Origin of the sequence: Glycomyces sp. YM15, from assembly GCF_016918015.1 — a bacterium.
In the GTDB taxonomy this organism is placed as follows: domain Bacteria; phylum Actinomycetota; class Actinomycetes; order Mycobacteriales; family Micromonosporaceae; genus Glycomyces.
On record NZ_JAERMK010000005.1, the window covers coordinates 169,468 to 188,429 of the forward strand.

Here is an 18,962-nt window from a genome sequence, read left to right on the forward strand (position 1 = left end):
CTGGCGATCTGCGCCGGGTCGGGGGTTCCGGCCTCGGCGTGCCAGGAGGGCCGGGCCCTGCTGGGGCATACCCCGGCCGACAGGAGGGCTATGTCATGGCCGCCTAGGGCTGCGAGTTCACCGAGACCCGGTTCTGTGAGCTGGTACCGCAGGACGGCGGGGTCTACACGATCGCCACCGGCGCCTCGGGAGGGTGCGTGGGCATCCTCGGCAGCCGCTCGGCGCGCCGAGGAGCCGACCGCGACCGGCACCTGCGACGCGGGAGACGCGCTCCAGCGCTTCGCCCTGGCTTGAGACGCCTGCGCCGCTTGGAGTCCGAGGGGCGTCAGGCTTCTTCGACCCAGTAGTTGTCGTGCTCGATGAAGAACGCGGCGCGCTCTTCCTCGGTCATCTCGGCGACCGTGGCGAGACCCTCGAAGTAGGGTTCGCGGACCGCGCCGGGGGTGAAGAGCAGCAGCATCGAGGCCGGTTCGTCCGTGTCGTTGCGGAAGCCGTGCAGGCCGCCTTGGGGCACGTACACGAAGTCGCCCTTGCTCATCGGGGCCCATTCGTCGCCGTTGTAGATGGTGATGGTGCCGTCGAGGATGTAGAAGGACTCCGAGATGGTCTTGTGGAAATGCGCTCCGGGGCCGCCCTTCTTGGGGCCCATGTTCCAGCGGTAGAGCCCGAACTCGCCGCCGGTGGACGCGCCTTTGGCGAGGTAGTCGGCGTGGCCGTTGTCGAAGAGGATGTCGGCGGGAGCGTCGCCGCGGCGGACGACGGCGGTGGTCTCACCGGTGTCGCCGAAGTACTTCGGTTCGGGGTATGACATGCGAGGGTGCCTCTCTCATCGCGGCTTCGTAACGGTTGTTCGAGCGTACTTCCGCGAGAGGGGCGCTCCTGGGGGAGGTCCGGATACGCTTGGGGCGTGAGCGAACGCCCCGCGCCGTTGACCGTCGCCGCCGCCCAGCCCGAGTTGCGCGCCGGTGAGCTCGCATGCAACGCCCGCGCGCACGCCGAGGCGATCCGCGCGGCCGAGGCGCGGCTCGTGGTGTTCCCGGAGCTGTCGCTCTCCTCGTATGCGATGGCGGCTCCGGCTGTGGCCCTTGAGGATCCGGCGCTCGGTGTGATCGCGGCGGCCTGCGCCGAGACCGGTGCGGTCGCCCTGGCGGGCGCCCCGCTGCGGGAGGGCGAGGCCGAATACATTGCGATGCTTCGGATCGACGCCGAGGGTGTCGAAGTGGCCTACCGCAAGATGCACCCCGACGAGGAGGAATCCCGACGCTTCCGGGCCGCGACCGATCCGGCCGTGCTGGAGCTGGACGGCTGGCGGCTCGCTCTGGCGGTCTGCCGCGACTCCATGATGTTCGAGCACGCCCCGGCGACCGCCGAATTCGCGAAGCGGCGCGGGCTGGGCGGCGTCGACGCGTACGTCGCGGGTTCGCTCTTCACCCCGAAGGGCTTGGTCAGGCGCGATAAGCGGATGCCGCAGCTCGCGCGCGGCTACGGCATGTGGGTGGTGCAGGCGTGCTTCGCAGGGCCGGGCAGCGACTACTCGGAGGTCGCGGGGAACTCGGCGGTCTGGGCGCCGGACGGCTCGGTCGCGGTGCGCGCCGATGAGCGTCCGGGTCGGATCATCAAGGCCGAGTTGCGGTTCTAGCTTTTCGCCCGCCCGTTGCCCCACTATCCGAAAACGACGTCGCCGCCGTCGCCGCGCTCGCCCTCACCGAGGACTGGCACGACGGCAAGGACTGCACGATCACCGGGTCCGCCGCGGTGAGCCTGCGCGAGCAGGCCGCGGCGATCAGCGAGGCGATCGGTGAGCCGGTGCGATTCCAGGAGCGCACCCGCGACGAGGCGTTCGCACTCGGCGCCGGCGCCGCAGTACGCGGCTCTGTGCGAGGGCTTCGCCGAGCTGGCGGCGACGCTCGAGTTCGGCGACCCCGCCGCCGCGGGCCGCGGGATCCTGCGACTGGCCGACTCCGGGCATCCGCCGCTGCGCACGTTCTTCGGCGTCCAGGGCGGCCCGATCGTCGAGGCCGTCTACGCCGAGAGTCTCGCGACCTGGGCCGACTGGCAGGACCTCGCGGTGGAGGCCCACGGCGAACGGACCTGAACACCAGCAGTGATGCAAGACACATTCTCGCTTCGTCATGGAATCCGCCGCCGCCCCGTTCAAAGGGCGTCAAGCGAACCAGACAGGAGCGAGACCATGCAGCACCGCATCATCGTCCTCGGCGCGGGGTACGCCGGAGCCTTCGGCGCCGGCTACCTCGCGCGCCACCTCCACACCGACGACTTCGAGATCGTCGTCGTCAACGCCGAACCGGACTTCGTCGAGCGCCTGCGCAACCACCAGCTCGCCGCCGGGCAGACCCTCAAGCACCGGCCGCTCGCGACGATGTTCGCGGGCACCGGCATCCGACTGCGCGTCGCCCGGGTCACCTCGGTCGACCCCGACCACCGGACGGTCGCCGTCACCGACGACAACGGCCTCGAACTGCTCGAATACGACACGCTGCTCTACACGCTCGGCAGCACCGCCGCCGACCACGGCGTCCCCGGCGTGAGCGAGCACGCCTTCCACGTCGCCGCCCGGCCCGCGGCCCTGCGTCTGCGGTCGCGCCTCGAGGAGCTCAGCGGCGGCGGCACGGTCCTCGTCGTCGGCGGCAACCTCACCGCGATCGAGACCGCCACCGAACTCGCCGAAGCCCACCCCGAGCTCAAGGTCGTCCTCGCCACCCGCGGCGATCTCGGCGGCTGGCTCGGCCCGAAGGCCCGCGCCCACCTTAGGCGCGCCTTCGACCGGTTCGGCATCGACATCTACGAGCACACCGCGATCGATCGCGCAGCGGCGAACGGAGCGTTCACTGCGCAGGGCGGTTTCCTCGCCGCCGACGCGACCGTGTGGACCGCGGGCTTCGCCGTCCACCCGATCGCCGCCGCCAGCGGCCTCGCCGTGCAGGAGAACGGGCAGATCACCGTCGACGAGCACATGCGGTCGGTCTCCCACCCGGAGGTCTACGCCGCCGGCGACGCCGTGTTCGCGATCTGCGAGAACGGCAAGCCGCTGCCGATGTCGTGCGCCTCGGCCGGACCGACCACCAAGCGCGCCACGTCCGCGATCATCCACGGGCTCACCGGCCGCAAGATCGCGATCCCCGCACTCAGCTACGTGGGCAACCACATCAGCCTCGGACGCAAGGACGCGATCTTCCAACTGGTCGACGGCGACGCGCAGTCCAAGCGCGGGGTGATGTGCGGCCGGACGGCCGCGCGGCTCAAGAACGACATCCTCAAAGGCGCCGCCCTGGGCGCCGCGCACCCGACCTTCGGGATGCCGTCCCGCAGGCTCCACCGCGCGGCCGCGCCTTCGGCTTCGGCGAGGGCCGTCGCCTAGAGTGGCGCCCATGGACACCGCGACGGTGGAGCGCTTCGAGGCCGACCGGCCCCGGCTGGCCTCGTTGGCGTACCGCCTCCTCGGCTCCGCCGCCGATGCCGAGGACGTCGTGCAGGACGCGTTCCTGCGCTGGCAGGCCGCCGACCGCGACCGCATCGAGGTGCCCGAGGCGTGGCTGACCAAAGTGGTCACCAACCTCGCGCTCGACCGGCTCCGGTCGGCGCAGGCGCGGCGTGAGCGGGCGGTCGGCGCGTGGCTGCCCGAACCGCTCCTCGACGGCGACCCCATGCTCGGCCCGGCAGCGACCGTCGAGCAGCGCGAATCGGTGTCCCTGGCGGTCCTCATGCTGCTCGAGCGCCTCCCGCCGACCGAGCGGGCCGTCTATGTCCTCCGCGAGGCGTTCGCCTATCGCCACAACGAGATCGCGGAGATCCTCGGCATCTCGGTGTCCGCGAGCCAGCAGCACGCGCTCCGCGCCCGCCGGCACGTCGCCGCCGAACGCAACGCCGGCGAGGTCGACCGCGAGGCCGCCCGCCGCATCGTCGAGGCCTTCATGGCCGCCGCAGCCTCGGGCGAGACGGATCGCCTGGTGTCCTTGCTGACCGACGACGCCACGGCCGTCACCGACGGCTTCGGCATGCTGGAAAAACTCCGCTACGAGTCGGTCCCCGACCGGATCGCCGCCGTCATCCGGGCCGGGTTCAAACCCACTCCGGCCAAGCGCGGACTCGCGGGCGGACCGCTGTCGGTCCATGCCGTGGTCGTCAACGGCAGCCCGGCGGCACTGGCCGTCGTGGACGACCGGGCGGTGGGCCTGGTGGTCCTCGACCCGAAGGGCGACAAGATCGCCGGGCTCGTCAGCATGGCCTCACGGGGGCGACTCGATCGCGTCACGGAGCAATGGCGGCGCGGCGAGCATGAAGCGCCGATCCTCGAGAACTGGTGAACCGCAAGGGTTCGACGCCCTGTCAGCCTCCACTTTCAGCGAGACAGCGCCACGACAGGGCGGTGACAGCGCGGACGGCGAAGCTCGACGACATGAACAACGAGCACACGCCCACCGCCACTGCGGAAGCCACCGAGACCAAGGGCTTCGTCGCGAAGCTCCTCGCCGACCGCCACTCGATCCCGCTGTCCATCGCCCTCCACCTCGTCCCCGGCGCCCTCATCGTCGCCGTCTACGCGTTCGCCGCCGCACCGCTCACCCGAGCGATGGGCGTCCCGATCTTCGCGGCCTGGGCGATCGCCCTCGCGGTCGTCCTCTTCCCGCTCATGTACGGCCTCATGTGGCTCGGCAAGCAGCGCACCGGCAGCTACAACCTGCGCAGCGTCCTCGGCTACATGGGGAAGCCGTTCTCCAGAGGCAAGATCACCTGGATCGGCATCGGATTCATGCTGTACATGACCGTCGTCTCGCAGGCGCTGCTGCCGCTGGACACCCTCGTCTACGACACCTTCTTCACCTGGGTCCAGTTCGAGGGCTCCGGCAGCTCCGGCACCACCTACCTCGACGGCTACTCCAAGTCCGCGGTCCTGGTCACCATCGCGATCTGCGGTCCCTTCACCGGGTTCATCCTGCCGCTCATCGAGGAGTACTACTTCCGCGGTCTGCTCCTGCCCCGCCTCCCCCAGCTGGGCCGCTGGGCCCCGCTGTTCAACACCGCCCTGTTCTCGGTCTACCACTTCTGGGCGCCCTGGACGGTCCTGTCGAAGCTCGCGTTCCTCCTCCCGGGCATCTGGTTCGTCTGGGGCAAGAAGGACATCCGCGCCTCGATCTGGATGCACCCTGGATCGGCCCTCCTCGCCACGGTCGTCGGCATCACCGCCTACTCCCTCGGCCTCATGTAGTCCCGCAACCCTGAAGGGCCCCTCGCGCTGCGTGGGGCCCTTCCCGTATTGCCCGCTCAATAGCCGACGGTGAAGCGGCGCTTGACGTGCCGCGCGGTCTCGGCCTCGTCGACGGCCGCCACGGCCAGGTCTTCGAGGCTGATGTCGCTGGTGCCCTCGGCTCGGACCAGCAGCTGGTCGCCGCCGATCCGGAACCGGCCCGTCCGCTCGCCGGGCTCGTTGAGGCCGGCGGACGGGCTGATGTAGGTCCAGTTCCGGTTCGAGGTCCGGTACTCATCGCTAGTACGTCAGCGTTCGCGATGGTCTCGGGAATGTCGCGCCCGTTGATCGCGTTCGCGACCACGTCGAGCCCGCCGGTGTTCTGCGCTTCAGCGCGGCAGGTCGGTCCAGTACGCGTGCAGCCGTTCGGCCAGTTCGCGGGGCCGGGCGAGGGCGATCATGTGGCCGCCGTCGATCTCGTCGGGGACGATGCCGAGGCGGTCGCGGACCATGCCGCGCATGAACTCGGGCGGGAAGAACAGGTCGTCGCGGCAGAGCAGGAACCGGGTCGGCACGTCGGGCCAGGCCGTGAGCGGCGACGGCTCGCCGTCGCGGGCTCCCGTCTGCTCGCGGCCGCGCGCGTTGCACTCCTCGGCCAGTGCGGCGGGCACGCCGTTGTAGAACACGTCGGTCTCCGAGTCTCCCGACTCCAGGTCGCTGAAACCGCTCGCACTCCACCAGTCGTTCGGCGCCTCGCCCGGGACGGGCACCATCGCGGTCACGAACACCAGCAGCTCGGTGTCGATGCGGGAGCTGACGATCGGGGCGACGAGCCCACCCCACGAATGCGCGACCACGACCAGGTTCGGCCGGTCGCCACAGGCTTCGACCACGGCGTCGGCGTACTCGGAGACGCCGGTCGCCTTGTCCTCGATGGGCAGATCGACCGCGATCGCCTCATGCCCGAGGGCTTCCAACGCAGGCGTGACGAGATGCCAGTCCCAGCTGGTGCTCCCACCGCCGTGGATCAGCACGAAGGTCGCGGTCTCGTTGTCAGCCATGGTCGGGCTCCTTCGCGATCGATTGCTTCCGCTGCGGCCGTTCAGTGCTCACCACGAGCATGACGGCCGCGATGACGATCGCCCCGCCCGCGACGATCGGCAGCGTCACCGCCTCGGCCAGGACCAGCCAGCCGAGGAACACCGCCACCAGCGGGTTCACATACGCGTACGTTGCGACGAGCGAGATGTTCGCGGCCTGCAGCAGCCACACGTACGCCGAGAACGCGACCACCGAACCGAACACTACAAGGTAGACCCAGGCAGCCCACGACCTCGCCGAATACTCGACCGGATCGAACCGCTCGCCGGTGCCGAACCCGACTGCCAGGAGCAGCGCCCCGCCGATCGCCATCTCATAGACGGCCGCCACGAACGCGTCGCGCGGCATCTTGAGGCGGGGCTGCAGCCACGACCCGAACGCCCACGAAGCCGACGAGAACACCACCAGCGCGATGGTCCAGAACGGGAAGCCGCCTCCGATCCCGTTGGTGGCGAGCAGCAACGCGAGCCCGGCGAAGCCCATGAGCACGCCCAGGACCGTGGCCCGCTTCGGCCGCTCGCCGGAGAGGACCCGGTACATCAGCACGAACAGCGGCACCGCCGCGATGAGCAGGGCGACCAGACCCGAAGGCGCGCCGCCGTTCTCGGCGACCGTGACCATGCCCTGCCCGAGGACGGGCAGCAGCAGGCCGATCAGCGCGCACGAGAGCAGTTCGGCCCGGCTCAGCGCCAGCCTCGGCAAGCCGCCGCGGGCCGTCAGGATCAGTCCGAGAATAGCGGCAGCGCAGAGGAATCGGGCGCCGGCGGCGATCATCGGCGGCATGTCCTCGACCATGATCCGGATGCCGAGGTAGGTCGAGCCCCATACGACGTAGACGATCGCGAGCGCGAGCCCTACGAGGACCGGCCGCGAAGGCATCGCGCGTCGCGACCGCCCGCCCGGCTCGACTTGCGTTGCTGCGGTCATGTTGACACGGTAGGCGTCAACGCCCGGATTGGGAAGCGGGTAAGTCGCGCCGCCGGCCGCTCACCGCTCGACGGCGATGGTGACGCCGAGGCCGATGAACACGGTCCCGGTCGCGGCGTCCATCCGCCGCCGCACGACCTCCCGCGCGCGGAGCCAGCGGCCGATCCTGCCCGCCAGCACCCCGACAGTCCCGTCGGCCAGGAACTCCAGGACGATCAGGACGGCACCGAGGAAGGCGAACTGCATCCAGACCGGCCCCGCTGCGGGATCGATGAACTGCGGCAGGAACGCGGCCATGAACGTGAACGTCTGCGGATTGGCCATCGAACACACCGCGCCGTTGAGGAAGGCTCGGCGTCCGGGCATCCCGCCCGCCACCGCATCGTCCTGCTGCCGCTTGCGGTTGCGGATGATCTGGACGCCGAGGTAGATGAGGTACGCGGCGCCCGCGACGCGCAGCACGGTGAACACCACCGGGAACGCCGTCAGCAGCACCGCCAGCCCGGCGGCGGCAGCGGCGATGTAGAGCGCGTCGCCGGTGATCACGCCGAGTGTGGCGAGGAGTCCGGCGCGGGCGCCGCCCTTCATGCCGCAGCCGAGGACGAACAGCATGTCGGGGCCGGGGGTGACCAGGGCGACGATCGTGGCGACGGTGAAGAGGGCGAGCAGGTGCGAGTCGACTGGCATCGGACGATCTTCTCATTCCGCGCCGGTCGATGCCTCCCCTGCGCTCATCACCGCCCGCCGGGGCTGTCGCCCGCAGTGCGAGGCGCCCGCAGGCGCACCACGCCGAGCCACAGCCGAACCGTTGCGAGAACCAGCGCCGCGAACGCCACCGCGTACAGGCCCCATGCGAGGTCGGGTGCCATGAGCTGGAACAGGATTCGACTCGGCGCCATGCCCGGGACCGTGACGGCGGCGCCGTAGGCCACGGCCGCTCCGGCGACCGCCCAGCCGGCCATCGCCGCCCACACTCGCCAACGGCGGCCTGCGGCAGTGACCCCGCTGCGGAGCCGCCGGAACGTGCGGACCACGAGAACGACGCCGATCAGCAGCAGCGCGGCGATCGCGGCGAGAGCGGCCGGGTAGAGCCAATCGGTCTCGAGCTTGTATCCGTCACCTCCGGCCGCGACGCGCGCCGCCCCCAATGCAGTGCCGACCAGCGCGCCGTCCTGAAAATGGCCGTAGGCGTTCTGGGCGATGACCACGGCGCGGCCGTGCTCGGGCAGGAGGATGACGGCCGCGAAGTACCCGGGCGCACCGCCGGTGTGCCAGACGGTGGAGGTGCCGAGGTCGGCGTTGCGGTCGTCGATTTTCCAGCCCAGGCCGTAGTCGATGCGCTCGTTCATCGCGACGGCCGGAGTCTGCATGAGCGCCACCGAGTCCGGCGAGACCGCGCCCTCGCCTCCCGGGAGGCTGGCGGCGGCGAACGCCGCGAGGTCGGCGGCGCTGCCGCCGAGGTACCCGTAGCTGGGGCCGGTCGGGTCGAACGGCGCGTCGATGGCCACTGGCTGACCGAATGCGAAGGTGTGCCCGTGGGGCACGGATGCGGCGGCATCGGCGGCGGCGACGGCCGTGTCCATCCCGAGAGGGTCGAGGACGGCCGCTCGCAGGTAGTCCTCGTACGGCATGCCGGAGACGGTCTGGACGAGCGCGCCGAGCACGAGGTAGTTGGCGCTGGCGTACTCGAACTCGGTGCCGGGCTCGGCGAACGTCTCGGCGTCGGCCAGGTCGGCGAGGGCGTCCGCGTAGGGGTCGGGGCCGGGATCGAAGCGGTCGGTGATGCCGGTGCCTTCGGGGATGCCGCTGGTCTGCTCGAGGAGGTGGCGCACGGTGATCCGCTCGGCGCGGGTGGGGTCGGCGAGGGTGAAGTCCGGCAGGTAGGTGCGTACGGGTTCGTCGAGGCCGACGCGGCCGTCTTCGACGAGTGTCATGACGGCGGTGGCGGTCACGGGTTTGGCGACCGAGCCCCACAGGAACGGGGTCGAGTCGGTGACGGGCTCGCCGTCGCCGGTTTCGCCCCAGGCCGCGTGATGCTCGATGCCTTCGGCGGTGACGACGGCCCAGGCCGCGCCGGGGACGTTCGTTTGCTCTAGGCGCGTTTCGATGTAGGCGTCGATGTCGGCGATGTCAGTGGCGGGGGTTTGCGGTGGGGGGAGGGGGCCGGTTGCGAGCGCAAGCACTAGGGCGGCGAATGCGTTGGCGTGCATGGGTTTCCTTGCGGGTGGCCGCGGGGTGTCGCGGAGGGTCGGAATAACCATACGAGCATATGGCTTCCTCAAAACCATACACCGGTATGGTTAAACGGTGCCGAGGACCGCCGACCACGAACTTCGCCGCAGCCAGATGGCTGCTGCGACGCACAAGCTCATCGCCCACGCCGGGCTCGACGCCGCCACGATGGCCGCCGTCGCGCGGGAGGCGGGGTTCTCGGTGGGGTTGGTGCAGCACTACTTCGCTTCGAAGGACGAACTGCTGCTGTTCGCCTACAAGCAGATGACCGAGCACCAGCTGACGCGGGTGGCGCGCAAGGTGGCCGAGGGCGAGGCAGCGCGGCAACCGATCCGGGCGATTCTGCTGGACTGCATGCCGGAGCTCTGGCCGCTTGATGAAGCGCGGCGCGGTGAGTATCGGGTGGCGAAGGCCTTCCACGCCAGAGCGCTTGACGTGCCGACCGTGGCCGAGGTGGCCCGCGAGACTGCCACCGTAGTGCGCGGTCAGATCGCCCGCGCGGTCGAGAACGGCAAGGAGTGCGGGGAAGTTGAGGTGCAGACCGACGCGGAACGTGCGGCGCTCGAACTGTCGGCGCTGATCGCGGGCCTAGCCGACGAACTCTACAGCGAACCCGTCGGCGGTCAGGGGGCTCGGGCGCTAATCAAGGCCGCGGAGGCGATCCTCGAAGACCGACTCGGTTCGTACTTTCCAGGGGAGTGCCACCACCACGACCGGTAACCGCAGGGCCCCAACGCGACGAATTCCGCGTGACGCTCGAGCGGAAGCGGGCTGCATGGATCAAAGGCAGCCCCGGCTTGCCAGAGCCGTTACACGGTCAGTTGTTCCATGGACCAGAGGTCGGGGTAGTGGGTGACGAGGCCTTCGCGGTCGATGGCCAGGTCGGCGCGGAATGTCCCGGACTCGTAGCGGTATCCGGTGTCGAGGCGGGTGTAACGCTGGGCTGCGGGCCCGATGGTCAGCTCGGGCTCTGGCTGGATGTAGACGACGTGCAGGTCTGCGGCGGCCCCGGGGCCGAGGCCCAGGCGGCGGATGGGAAGGGTGTTGGTGAACGGCGTCAAGGCGATGTCGACATCAATGCACCCGGTCAGGTCGGAGCGCTCGCGGCCGTTGACGAGCCAGTGGCCGTGCTCGTCGCGGGTGAGGGTCGTGCGGCCGAGGCCGTGGCGTTCGAGGGTGACCGATCGGGTGCGCCAGGCCTGGTCGCATTCGATCCGATAGGCCAGCCGGATCACCTCGCCCTCGGGCGCGGCGAGGATGAGGCCGTCGGCGACTATGCCGTCGTCGCTGACGCGCAGGTCGAGGTGCTCGCAGCCGGGCCATTCCCGGGCGGTCCACATGATCTGGCGCCTCATGAGGCCTCCGGCCTGCGGCGGGCGCGCATGTCCTGTTCGAGGCGCCAGTTGCCGTCGGCGTCTTGGATGCGGCCTTGCCGGTGGAAGGATTCGGGTGTGATGTCGGTGTAGTAGCGCCGCAGCGAGGTGCCGATGCTCCGCGCCCCGGTGCGGTCCTCGACCGCTCGCGGATAGGTCAGGACGTCTTGGACCAGGCCCGGTCCGAGTCCGGGGTGAGATCCGGTGGCTAGCAATGCCGCGAGCGGCGACGAACCCTCATGATAACCGCCTATCATGATGGCAGGTTAACACGAACATCTGCCGATGTATACCGGTATCATGATTGAGTGGTTAACACTTCAGGCGGTCAGGAAGCGCCGGGCGCCCTCGAATCGGTGCGGGCACTGCTCAACACCTGGCTGATCCCCAACGACACACGCCTTGCCGAGGACCGCTTCGACGCCTACGCCGGCCAGGCCCGTCTGCCCAGCACGCGGCGGCAGGAGCTCCGAGCGCTGCGCGACGACCTCCGCCAGGCCGTGGAGGGAACCGCCGACACCGCCGCGATCGTCAACGACTGGGTCGAACGCCTCGAGATCCGCCCCCGGGTCGTCGGCGGCACCATCACGTTCTCCGATCAAGGGAGCCTCGCCGCCGGTCACGTCGCGGCCGTACTGGAGGCGATCGCAGCCGGCCGCTGGCACCGGCTCAAGGCGTGCCCCGACTGCCGCTGGATCTTCTACGACCACAGTCGCAATGCCAGCAAGCGCTGGTGCCTGATGACCGCTGGCGGACCCGACGGACGCTCCTGCGGCGGCATCGCCAAAGTCCGCGCCCACCGCGAACGCCACCGCGCCACAAGGTAACCGCCGCCCGATCATCCCCCGGCGACACCGCGCCACAACACGACCAGAAGCCGCTCGCCGACGTGTCGACTCAAGATGCAAGAAGCTCATTGCGCGCGTCTCGCTCGCGGGAAACGCCGAGCTCATCCGGGACCCGGCGACCCCTCCCCGTCCGGTCCGGGCAAGGCGAAACCGGTGGTGGAGGTGCGGCTGACAAGGGCGACTGCGTCGAACGCCTCGAAGGCCGGATCATCGAGGAAGTAGTCGGACATCCGAGTTGTCTTGAACGACTTGGCATCATCGACCTCGGAAGCGGCGGCCCGCAGATCGGCCAGCGTCCATGGAACCTCGGTCGGGAACGCCGCCTCGATGCTGTCGGCGGCGGGCTCCGGCAGCGGAGCGTCGATGAAGGCGATGTCCTCCGGGTCGTCAGGGTTCGGCCCGACAATGGCGGTGCGGCCGCCATGGTGGGTGATCGCGATGGCGCGGTAGTCGTCGCCCAGCGCCTCCGCCAGGTGGTATCCGGCCGTCAACAGCGGCGCGGCGTTTTCTTGGACGTCAAGGGTCTTCTTGATGTGCCAGTTGTGTGCGGCCAGCACGATCCGGGTTCCGGACGGACTGGTGTCTAGGATCCGCTGGACCGATCGGGCAATATAGGCGTCGCGGAAGGTCGAGGCCGACTCGAAACCGTCAGTGAGGTTACTGCGGTGCAACTGGTCGAGCATCCACGCGCCGCGCAGGTGGTGCAGTGCCTCCTCGTGGCGGTCGCCTTGGCCGTTCCCGCGATGGAATGAGGCTGACCGCTCCATACGTGCCAACAGCCGCGACAGCGCAATGGTGAGCGCATCCCGCTGCGCCGCATCGAGAACGGCGTATCCGGACATCGACTTGATCATGGAGGGGTTGTCGAAGCGACGGGCGGGCTCGGCGGCCTCAGCCAACATCGGCAATGCCCCTGGATCAACCTTACGGAGATACGGCTCGATCGCAGCGAGCACGGGCAGCGGTGACCCGGCCGAGCCGGGCAGGTCGGCGCCCACGCATCGCAGTTGTACATCAGTGGCGTTGCGCTCCCTGATCCATTCCAGTGCCTCATGCAGTTCGGCGCAGTCGCCCAGATTCGCCGCGATGCCGGCTGCGGCGACATCTTCGACTGTTCCCGGGCCGCCCTGTGTCCACGAGTCGAACAGGTGGCCTTGCGTGAACGGCGCCTCGAGCATGTAGACGCTGAAGCCGCACCGCTCGGCCAGGAAACGCATCATGCGGTGCCTGACCTGGTAGAACTCCCGGACATGATGCGAGCTTTCACCCAGCGCCACGACCCGGGCCCCTCCCACGATCTCGCGTAGAAGTTCGAGCTCGTCTAGGTCCTCGTTCAGGCCGAAAGACTCCATCGCACTGCCGTGCTGACGTACCCACTCGGCGAACCTGGTCCGATTGTCCACTGCGGTCAGTTCTCTCCGATCCGACGGCTCCCAGCATCTCCCAGTGGAAGGTCCGAATCATCCACCCAGCGAAGGCTCCCGGACGTAAACCCGCAGGAGTAGCTTCACTCCGGACCTCTCTGCAGCGCAAGCAAACGCCCCCGACTCCGGGACGGGAGTCGGGGGCGACGCGTTTGCGGCAGCTTCGCGGAGACCGGGCCGATCAGGCGCGGTCGGCGACACGCAGGAGGCCGGTGAAGTCCGAGGAACTCAGGTCGAAGACCGGGGAGTCATGTCCAAGTTTCGAGTCCCGAACCTGGAAGCCGGAGTCCGTATTCCTAGCCTCGACGCAATCAGCCTGGGCAGAGTTGTTGCTCCGGGAGCTCTTCCGCCAGGTCTGGCGGCACTCCACACAGTCAGCCTGAGCGGAATTGGCGCTCCGGGAGCTCTTCCGCCAGCTGGTGAACTCAGCCATCGAGGAACCTTCCGATTCGGCTCGCGCCATCCAACATGACGCTCGAAAACCGATCATACAAGGCGATCTTCTCCGGCTCGACGATGTGACGGCTCTGGTCGATCGTCTCGACGAAGACGAAGTCCGGCCCAGCCCCGGGCCGCTCGTCAGGGCGGAAAATATCGAAAGCATGGATCGCCAGGTATGGCCGCTCAACCACATAGACGTCGCAATTCGACAAGCTGTCGATCTCAAGCAGCCGGTTGAGCTGTGCCTGCCTCTCGGACCCCGTGAGGCATTTCGAGCCCATCACCTCATCAACAGGCAGGAGGAACCTTGTTCGCGGCAGATCGCTCCTCCGGAAGAAGTCAATCTGCCGACGTTCCTTTCGCAACCAGTGCTTGATCTTGGTCGCAGGCCCTTCGAACGGATCAGCCAGCTCCTTCATGTGGTAACTCTCCGTCTGGCACAGCCCCGGGAGCTGGAGCGGGTCCCACTTAATGATCTCGCCGTATCGCCGCTCGGCGCTCTCGACGATGAACAGGTTGCGCTTGTCCAGATCCGAGATGAGGTCCGGCCCTTCGTTGAGCTGTTCGATGACATGCTCCAGGAAGGCGCCGCGCGCTGGCTCTACTTGGAGGATGCGGCAGATGAGCGCGACATTGGCTTTGTCAGGGAGCCGGTCGCCGATCTCCCATCCTCGGATCGTGTTGGCGTGCTTGCCGATCGCCCCGCCGAGCCTGGTTCGGGACCAGCCTCGCTCCTCTCGGATCGAGATCAGCTCGGCCGTTACGAACGCCTCGATGAGGTCCGAGTAACGAAGAGACCCCATAGCGATGCTCCCCTGCGCTGGGTCGATGACTGGTGGTAATCGATGATCCCATGTTGCGGCGCAGAGAAAACCGCCGACACGGCAACCAATTTTCTTGCACAACAACGTCGCACAATACTTTCGTTCAAATATTGTGCATCGACGTTGCGACACCATCGTTGAACGACGACATTTAAAGGGCCGCAGACCTATTGAACCGCTGGAACATCGCCTATGTTGGATTCATCGCGGGTCACCTCCCGGCTCGCGAGCGGTGGGAATGCCGGGGAGTCGCTGCCTCGCAATGCACTTGCCGAGCTCTTCGTGGGCTCCTAGGCACTCCTGCTGTCGGCTATTTGACACTCTCTTCATTGGAGGTCGCGATGTACAACCGAGCCGCGAAGCCGAAGCCCGACAATCACCAATCCGTCTCGGACCCGCTGCAGCGGGGCCGGTTCAGCGACGGCCGCCGCATCTTCGTCGTCCGCGCCTCCAGCGCTACCGACCCCGACTCATTCCAAGTGCACACCAAGGGAAATCAGTCCGACGTGATCCTGGTCGTCTCCGGCCTCAGCACTGGGAACCTCCACGCCACCTGGAGCGAACAGTGGCGCACCTCCACTCCCGAGTGGCGCGAGTGGGCGCGCAACAATGCCTTCAAGGCCTTCCACACCGTCGCCGCTGCCACCCCTTCCGCCCTCGGGAAGATCCGGTTCTGCCGTGGCTGACACGACCTTCGACGACCCGCCCGAACCCGAGGGCGAACACTGCCTCGGCAAGTTCCGACGCCACCCGGTGGAGTTCTCCGTCATCTTCGAGTCGACGCCACCGGGCACGTCCGACGTCTACCGGGTCGACTGCGACGACGGCGTTGGGCCCCACGAAGTCTGCCACTTCGGCGACGCCCCCGAGGAGCCCGTGATCTGGCGCGGCGCGTGGCAGAGCGACCAGTGGTGCCCGTGGATTCTCAAAAATGCCCGCGAGTTGGTCAACCAACCCAGCCGCTTCGACTTCTAGACTTGCCTCCGAGGCCGGTCGGACTAGGTGGAATCCGACCGGCCTCACCTCTACCCAGGGCATGGTGACCGCAGTGGCATGGCGCGGACGAGTTCCGAGCAAGTCTCAGAAGTCGTCGTTAACGAATCTGCTACATGCCTGCTCTATCTCATAGAGAATCGATTCAGTGTCACCCTCGGCAGGGCTGATCCCCTCATCCTCGAACTCAATGCAAGCCGGCTCATAGTACCGAAAGAGCTCCATAAGGTCGCTGACCTGGTATACACCATCAACATCCTCGAATTCTTGAACGAATTCCTCCGACCGATCGCTATCGGTCAGTCTGATTCGGAAGGCGGATGGCAGACTATCGGCGTCCACCGTATCCACGAGGTCAGGCTGTTCTGAGAAGGTGTCCTGGAACCTCTCATAGGCTTCCGCCTGGGACTCGAACTCGAACTGCTCAATCAGTGGATGATCTTGGAGCGCAGATTCAATCTGCTCCAGGACGTCGTCATCGACGTCGCGATCAAGATAGATGATCACATGATGATCGCCGGGAAACTCATGGGTCGCAACCTGTTCTCCGCGAACCAGAAAATACACGAGCACCCCTGCGACCGCGACCCCCACGCACAGGGCCGCAATCGCGAGTTTTCGGCCGAGGGGCATCTTCGCAGTTCCAGTACTCGTAGACATGTCTACAGGATACTGAGCAACGGCAAGTCCCAGGGTACGGACGAAGGCCTGCAACGCTTCCTTGCCGTTGCTCCGCCTCAGCTCTGAACGCTGATCGACCCGTGGATCTGCTCGACCGTCGCGATCTCGCCGTCCTCGGCCCTCAGCTCCCGCTCGGGCACCAACACACTGCCGTACATCATCGAGACGCCCTCCCCCACCTCGATCACGGTCACCCGGACCCAGAGCTGCAGGTCCACGTCCCCTTCTTCCTGGTACGTGCTCGGCACAGTGCCGTAGGCGGCGGCCGTGGCGGCCTCGTGGCCGTCAGAGACCGTCACCGTCCCTTGCGAAGGCTGCGACGAGCACTTCTCCGGCTGCCTTTGCCAAGCGGTGATTCCCATCGGCGGCAGCAGGATCGCCTGGCTGAATCCGGAGGACCGGCTCGTCTGCGCCGACCTCGCTGCCGATCCTCCTACGGTGCAGGAGACACCGGCAGTCGTGAGTTCGCCTGCGCGACGGTCACACTCGTCGACGTCGCCTCCGGCACCGGTGCGACCAGTCCGGTCGCACCCGCAGCCTCGGCCGCCTTTCGCTGAGGCCGTCCCGTATCTCAGTTGCGTGCACGTCAGGGCCAAGGGAAACTCGCTGGATGGTCGATGAGATACCGCTTGCTGGTGGGTTCATCAACGAGGTCGTCTTGAAGGACGGCAGCGTGCGTCGACCAGTCGGCCCGCACTCACCGTTCACCCACCGCCTGCTCGAGCACTTCGAGCGTTGTGGATGGCAGGGAGCACCGCGTCTGCTGGGCCTCGACGAACAGGGCCGGGAGATCCTGACCTTCGTCGGCGGCCACGTCCCCTACAATCTGGACCGCTCCCCGTACGCCGAAACCGATGCCAGCCTGAATCGGTTGGCCACGATGGTTCGCCAGTTCCATGACCTCACTGCCGATACGGACCTCTGCGGTGACGCCGAAACGGTCTGCCACAACGACCTGGCCCCGCGGAACACCGTTTACACCGACGAGGCCCAGAGTGCGCTGCCGGTGGCGTTCATCGACTGGGACGCTGCCGCGCCCGGTGAGCGGATTCATGATGTCGCTCATCTTTGCTGGCAGTACCTACGACTCGGCACGATGGTCACTGATCTTCCTGAGACCGCTCGGCGCATGCGTCTGGTCGCCGACGCCTACGGCCTGGACCGGCATGGGCGCGCCCGCCTGGTGGATGCGGTGCTGTGGTGGCAGGATCGCTGCTGGCGCGGGATCGAGGCCGAGGCTGCCGCTGGTGACGCGGCCAAGATCATGCTCGTCGAGATGGACGTGCCCGGATGGATCCGCACGACATGGCAATGGGTCTGCGATCATCGCTCTGAGCTCGACGCGGCCCTCACCGAATAGCGGAAGGCCTCTAGGGTTCGGGCATGAGCGCACAGGACTACCTCGCCGATCTGTTCTCGTTGGAAGGCCGCGTCGCCTTGGTGACCGGCGGGAGTTCCGGCATCGGCAAGGCCATCGCAGCGGCTCTGGCGAACGCGGGCGCGAAGGTCGTGGTCGTCGCGCGCGGCCGGGATGCCTTGACCGCCACGGTCAATGAACTCACCGGCCAGGGGTGCAAGGCGGCCTGGGTGAGCGCCGACCTGAGCGGCCGTGACGACATCCGCGACGCGGGAGAAGAAGCCGCTGCAGTCTTCGGCGAGCCGGAAATCCTCGTCAACTCGGCCGGGATCAACCTGCGACCGCCGATGGGCGACATCGACGAAGCGGTCTGGGACACGACCATGACCGTGAACCTCGAAGCGCCCTTCCTGCTCGGCCAGCGCTTCGGTCCGGGCATGGCCGAGCGCGGGTTCGGGCGGATCATCCACGTCACCTCCCAGCAGGCGCACCGGGCGTTCGTCCAGAGCGGCGCCTACGGCGTTTCCAAGGGCGCCTTGGAATCCCTCGCCCGGTCGCAGGCCGAGGCGTGGTCCCCGCACGGCGTCACCTGCAACACGCTGGTGCCGGGGTTCGTGATGACGCCGCTGAACGAGCGGCTCGCCTCCGATCCCGAGCAGGTGTCGGCGCTGGCCGCGCGGACGATGACCGGCCGCAACGGTCTGGCGGAGGACTTCGCGGGGGCGGCCGTGTTCCTCGCGAGCCGCGCTTCCGCGTACGTGACGGGCCAGTCGATCTTCGTCGACGGTGGCCTGTCCGTCCACTAGGACCTGTCTTCAGGCTGTGTGGATGTGGTTCCTTGAGTTCTGCACTGCCAGCAGGATGACGACGAGCGTCGATCCGACGGTCAGCAATGACAGCGAGATCCACTGCAAAGCAGTGAGCCAGGCGGGAGTGGCTTCGAGGACAGCGCTCGATATTCGGTCGTTGTACGGTTCGCCGATGGGCGACATCCCGCCGAATGCCCGAAGGGCGATGCCACCGATGCCGCAGAAGCCCAGGGAGATGCCTGCGAGAATCAAGCCGAGGATCCTCGCAGAGCGCTTCCCGCGGTGGTCGAGTGGCCCCAGCACGAGGTGGAGCGCCGCCAGGAGGAGGTATGTCCAGGCGGTGATCTTCAACTGGGCGATCGCGATCGTTGCGTCCATCCCCGCCGAGAAGTCGGCGACGGCAGAGGACGAGTCGGCCGTCAGTTCTTCACCGACGGCGTCGTCGATGTCGCCTTGCATCACGAGCAGGCCGATGCCGGTGGCGAACAGGGTGAGCGCGGTGAGGTACATCGTCAATGGCACGGCCCGGACCAATGCCGGACGCGGACGCTCCCGTTGCGGCAGTGTCGGCGGAGACGGTGGCGGCGGTATATCGGCCATCTCGGACTCCTTCGAGGTCGTGGGGCCTTGCGCCAGCGTACGAAACCGGCGCTTTGTAGGGGTGACCGGCGACGATCAGGTCGGATCCGGTCGATCCGTTCTGCTTTCGGCCCAGTGAGCCTTTCCCGGCAAGGCCCCTCTTGCTT

General features: G+C 67.9%; 24 protein-coding genes and 1 pseudogene. 11 read left to right on the forward strand and 14 right to left on the reverse strand.

Features of this window, described 5'->3' with window-relative positions; genetic code table 11:
* Positions 1-325: 325 nt before the first annotated feature.
* The gene (locus JHY01_RS07740) at positions 326-811 is read right to left on the reverse strand and encodes a cupin domain-containing protein (RefSeq protein ID WP_205325039.1); all 486 of its coding nucleotides are present in this window, start codon (positions 809-811) and stop codon (positions 326-328) included.
* Positions 812-907: 96 nt separating this feature from the next.
* On the opposite strand from JHY01_RS07740, the gene JHY01_RS07745 reads away from it, so the two are divergent.
* The 5 genes from JHY01_RS07745 (at position 908) to JHY01_RS07765 (ending at position 5,227) form a co-directional block, all read left to right on the forward strand.
* Complete coding sequence (locus JHY01_RS07745; RefSeq protein ID WP_205325040.1) at positions 908-1,639, forward strand: carbon-nitrogen hydrolase family protein; 732 nt, start codon at positions 908-910, stop codon at positions 1,637-1,639.
* A gap of 159 nt (positions 1,640-1,798) precedes the next feature.
* A complete protein-coding gene (locus JHY01_RS07750) occupies positions 1,799-2,095 on the forward strand; it encodes a hypothetical protein (RefSeq protein WP_205325041.1) in 297 nt (98 codons plus the stop codon).
* Positions 2,096-2,191: 96 nt separating this feature from the next.
* On the forward strand, positions 2,192-3,379 hold the full coding sequence (locus JHY01_RS07755) for an NAD(P)/FAD-dependent oxidoreductase (RefSeq protein ID WP_205325042.1): 1,188 nt from the start codon (positions 2,192-2,194) through the stop codon (positions 3,377-3,379).
* A 10-nt stretch (positions 3,380-3,389) separates the two neighbouring features.
* Positions 3,390-4,325: a sigma-70 family RNA polymerase sigma factor gene (locus JHY01_RS07760; protein ID WP_205325043.1), complete on the forward strand. Its 936-nt coding sequence runs from the start codon at positions 3,390-3,392 to the stop codon at positions 4,323-4,325.
* A gap of 62 nt (positions 4,326-4,387) precedes the next feature.
* Positions 4,388-5,227: a CPBP family intramembrane glutamic endopeptidase gene (locus tag JHY01_RS07765; RefSeq protein ID WP_307814308.1), complete on the forward strand. Its 840-nt coding sequence runs from the start codon at positions 4,388-4,390 to the stop codon at positions 5,225-5,227.
* A gap of 56 nt (positions 5,228-5,283) precedes the next feature.
* Here JHY01_RS07765 and JHY01_RS28075 read toward each other — a convergent pair.
* The 5 genes and pseudogenes from JHY01_RS28075 to JHY01_RS07785 form a co-directional block, all read right to left on the reverse strand.
* Positions 5,284-5,496, reverse strand: a pseudogene (locus JHY01_RS28075) (NAD(P)-dependent oxidoreductase); the annotation flags it as partial.
* 99 nt (positions 5,497-5,595) lie between these two features.
* Positions 5,596-6,267 carry an alpha/beta fold hydrolase gene (locus tag JHY01_RS07770; protein WP_205325044.1) on the reverse strand — a complete coding sequence of 224 codons (672 nt, stop codon included), beginning with the start codon at positions 6,265-6,267 and terminating at the stop codon, positions 5,596-5,598.
* Positions 6,260-7,234 (reverse strand): EamA family transporter, encoded by a 975-nt coding sequence (locus JHY01_RS07775; protein ID WP_205325045.1) that lies wholly within the window; start codon positions 7,232-7,234, stop codon positions 6,260-6,262. Before JHY01_RS07775 ends, JHY01_RS07770 begins: the two co-directional genes overlap by 8 nt.
* A gap of 60 nt (positions 7,235-7,294) precedes the next feature.
* A complete protein-coding gene (locus tag JHY01_RS07780) occupies positions 7,295-7,921 on the reverse strand; it encodes a LysE family translocator (protein ID WP_205325046.1) in 627 nt (208 codons plus the stop codon).
* 47 nt (positions 7,922-7,968) lie between these two features.
* Positions 7,969-9,444: a serine hydrolase gene (locus tag JHY01_RS07785; RefSeq protein WP_205325047.1), complete on the reverse strand. Its 1,476-nt coding sequence runs from the start codon at positions 9,442-9,444 to the stop codon at positions 7,969-7,971.
* A gap of 97 nt (positions 9,445-9,541) precedes the next feature.
* Here JHY01_RS07785 and JHY01_RS07790 point away from each other — a divergent pair, with 97 nt between their 5' ends.
* Positions 9,542-10,186, forward strand: a complete 645-nt coding sequence (locus tag JHY01_RS07790; RefSeq protein WP_205325048.1) for a TetR/AcrR family transcriptional regulator — start codon at positions 9,542-9,544, stop codon at positions 10,184-10,186.
* A gap of 89 nt (positions 10,187-10,275) precedes the next feature.
* Here JHY01_RS07790 and JHY01_RS07795 read toward each other — a convergent pair whose 3' ends face one another.
* Both JHY01_RS07795 and JHY01_RS07800 read right to left on the reverse strand, forming a co-directional pair.
* Positions 10,276-10,821: a putative glycolipid-binding domain-containing protein gene (locus tag JHY01_RS07795; protein WP_205325049.1), complete on the reverse strand. Its 546-nt coding sequence runs from the start codon at positions 10,819-10,821 to the stop codon at positions 10,276-10,278.
* A complete protein-coding gene (locus tag JHY01_RS07800; protein WP_205325050.1) occupies positions 10,818-11,096 on the reverse strand; it encodes a hypothetical protein in 279 nt (92 codons plus the stop codon). The genes JHY01_RS07795 and JHY01_RS07800 overlap by 4 nt, the downstream gene beginning before the upstream one ends.
* 51 nt (positions 11,097-11,147) lie before the next feature.
* Between JHY01_RS07800 and JHY01_RS27665 the strand changes: the two genes are divergently transcribed.
* Positions 11,148-11,666, forward strand: a complete 519-nt coding sequence (locus tag JHY01_RS27665) for a CGNR zinc finger domain-containing protein (protein ID WP_205325051.1) — start codon at positions 11,148-11,150, stop codon at positions 11,664-11,666.
* A 122-nt stretch (positions 11,667-11,788) separates the two neighbouring features.
* Here the strand turns inward: JHY01_RS27665 and JHY01_RS07810 are convergent, their stop codons facing one another.
* The 3 genes from JHY01_RS07810 to JHY01_RS07820 form a co-directional block, all read right to left on the reverse strand.
* Complete coding sequence (locus tag JHY01_RS07810; protein ID WP_205325052.1) at positions 11,789-13,090, reverse strand: erythromycin esterase family protein; 1,302 nt, start codon at positions 13,088-13,090, stop codon at positions 11,789-11,791.
* 202 nt (positions 13,091-13,292) lie between these two features.
* On the reverse strand, positions 13,293-13,601 hold the full coding sequence (locus tag JHY01_RS07815; RefSeq protein ID WP_307814309.1) for a DUF397 domain-containing protein: 309 nt from the start codon (positions 13,599-13,601) through the stop codon (positions 13,293-13,295).
* Complete coding sequence (locus JHY01_RS07820) at positions 13,537-14,460, reverse strand: Scr1 family TA system antitoxin-like transcriptional regulator (RefSeq protein WP_205325054.1); 924 nt, start codon at positions 14,458-14,460, stop codon at positions 13,537-13,539. Before JHY01_RS07820 ends, JHY01_RS07815 begins: the two co-directional genes overlap by 65 nt.
* Positions 14,461-14,717: 257 nt before the next feature.
* Between JHY01_RS07820 and JHY01_RS07825 the strand changes: the two genes are divergently transcribed.
* The gene (locus tag JHY01_RS07825; protein WP_205325055.1) at positions 14,718-15,062 is read left to right on the forward strand and encodes a hypothetical protein; all 345 of its coding nucleotides are present in this window, start codon (positions 14,718-14,720) and stop codon (positions 15,060-15,062) included.
* On the forward strand, positions 15,055-15,351 hold the full coding sequence (locus tag JHY01_RS07830) for a hypothetical protein (RefSeq protein ID WP_205325056.1): 297 nt from the start codon (positions 15,055-15,057) through the stop codon (positions 15,349-15,351). Before JHY01_RS07825 ends, JHY01_RS07830 begins: the two co-directional genes overlap by 8 nt.
* A gap of 105 nt (positions 15,352-15,456) precedes the next feature.
* Here the strand turns inward: JHY01_RS07830 and JHY01_RS07835 are convergent, their stop codons facing one another.
* Both JHY01_RS07835 and JHY01_RS07840 read right to left on the reverse strand, forming a co-directional pair.
* On the reverse strand, positions 15,457-16,029 hold the full coding sequence (locus JHY01_RS07835; protein WP_205325057.1) for a permease-like cell division protein FtsX: 573 nt from the start codon (positions 16,027-16,029) through the stop codon (positions 15,457-15,459).
* 77 nt (positions 16,030-16,106) lie between these two features.
* On the reverse strand, positions 16,107-16,349 hold the full coding sequence (locus JHY01_RS07840) for a hypothetical protein (RefSeq protein ID WP_205325058.1): 243 nt from the start codon (positions 16,347-16,349) through the stop codon (positions 16,107-16,109).
* 311 nt (positions 16,350-16,660) lie between these two features.
* Here JHY01_RS07840 and JHY01_RS07845 point away from each other — a divergent pair, with 311 nt between their 5' ends.
* Positions 16,661-17,410, forward strand: a complete 750-nt coding sequence (locus JHY01_RS07845; protein WP_205325059.1) for a phosphotransferase — start codon at positions 16,661-16,663, stop codon at positions 17,408-17,410.
* Positions 17,411-17,433: 23 nt separating this feature from the next.
* Complete coding sequence (locus tag JHY01_RS07850) at positions 17,434-18,213, forward strand: SDR family NAD(P)-dependent oxidoreductase (protein ID WP_205325060.1); 780 nt, start codon at positions 17,434-17,436, stop codon at positions 18,211-18,213.
* A 9-nt stretch (positions 18,214-18,222) separates the two neighbouring features.
* Here JHY01_RS07850 and JHY01_RS07855 read toward each other — a convergent pair whose 3' ends face one another.
* Positions 18,223-18,738 carry a hypothetical protein gene (locus JHY01_RS07855; RefSeq protein WP_205325061.1) on the reverse strand — a complete coding sequence of 172 codons (516 nt, stop codon included), beginning with the start codon at positions 18,736-18,738 and terminating at the stop codon, positions 18,223-18,225.
* Positions 18,739-18,962 lie beyond the last annotated feature (224 nt).

Excerpts from the sequence above, each read along its gene's own strand:
- JHY01_RS07740 (WP_205325039.1), bottom strand. The coding sequence starts at position 811 with ATGTCATACCCCGAACCGAAGTACTTCGGCGACACCGGTGAGACCACC.
- JHY01_RS07755 (WP_205325042.1), top strand. The coding sequence starts at position 2,192 with ATGCAGCACCGCATCATCGTCCTCGGCGCGGGGTACGCCGGAGCCTTC.
- JHY01_RS07760 (WP_205325043.1), top strand. The coding sequence starts at position 3,390 with ATGGACACCGCGACGGTGGAGCGCTTCGAGGCCGACCGGCCCCGGCTG.
- JHY01_RS07770 (WP_205325044.1), bottom strand. The coding sequence starts at position 6,267 with ATGGCTGACAACGAGACCGCGACCTTCGTGCTGATCCACGGCGGTGGG.
- JHY01_RS07775 (WP_205325045.1), bottom strand. The coding sequence starts at position 7,234 with ATGACCGCAGCAACGCAAGTCGAGCCGGGCGGGCGGTCGCGACGCGCG.
- JHY01_RS07780 (WP_205325046.1), bottom strand. The coding sequence starts at position 7,921 with ATGCCAGTCGACTCGCACCTGCTCGCCCTCTTCACCGTCGCCACGATC.
- JHY01_RS07785 (WP_205325047.1), bottom strand. The coding sequence starts at position 9,444 with ATGCACGCCAACGCATTCGCCGCCCTAGTGCTTGCGCTCGCAACCGGC.
- JHY01_RS07795 (WP_205325049.1), bottom strand. The coding sequence starts at position 10,821 with ATGAGGCGCCAGATCATGTGGACCGCCCGGGAATGGCCCGGCTGCGAG.
- JHY01_RS07800 (WP_205325050.1), bottom strand. The coding sequence starts at position 11,096 with ATGATAGGCGGTTATCATGAGGGTTCGTCGCCGCTCGCGGCATTGCTA.
- JHY01_RS07815 (WP_307814309.1), bottom strand. The coding sequence starts at position 13,601 with ATGATCGGTTTTCGAGCGTCATGTTGGATGGCGCGAGCCGAATCGGAA.
- JHY01_RS07825 (WP_205325055.1), top strand. The coding sequence starts at position 14,718 with ATGTACAACCGAGCCGCGAAGCCGAAGCCCGACAATCACCAATCCGTC.
- JHY01_RS07835 (WP_205325057.1), bottom strand. The coding sequence starts at position 16,029 with ATGTCTACGAGTACTGGAACTGCGAAGATGCCCCTCGGCCGAAAACTC.
- JHY01_RS07845 (WP_205325059.1), top strand. The coding sequence starts at position 16,661 with ATGGTCGATGAGATACCGCTTGCTGGTGGGTTCATCAACGAGGTCGTC.
- JHY01_RS07850 (WP_205325060.1), top strand. The coding sequence starts at position 17,434 with ATGAGCGCACAGGACTACCTCGCCGATCTGTTCTCGTTGGAAGGCCGC.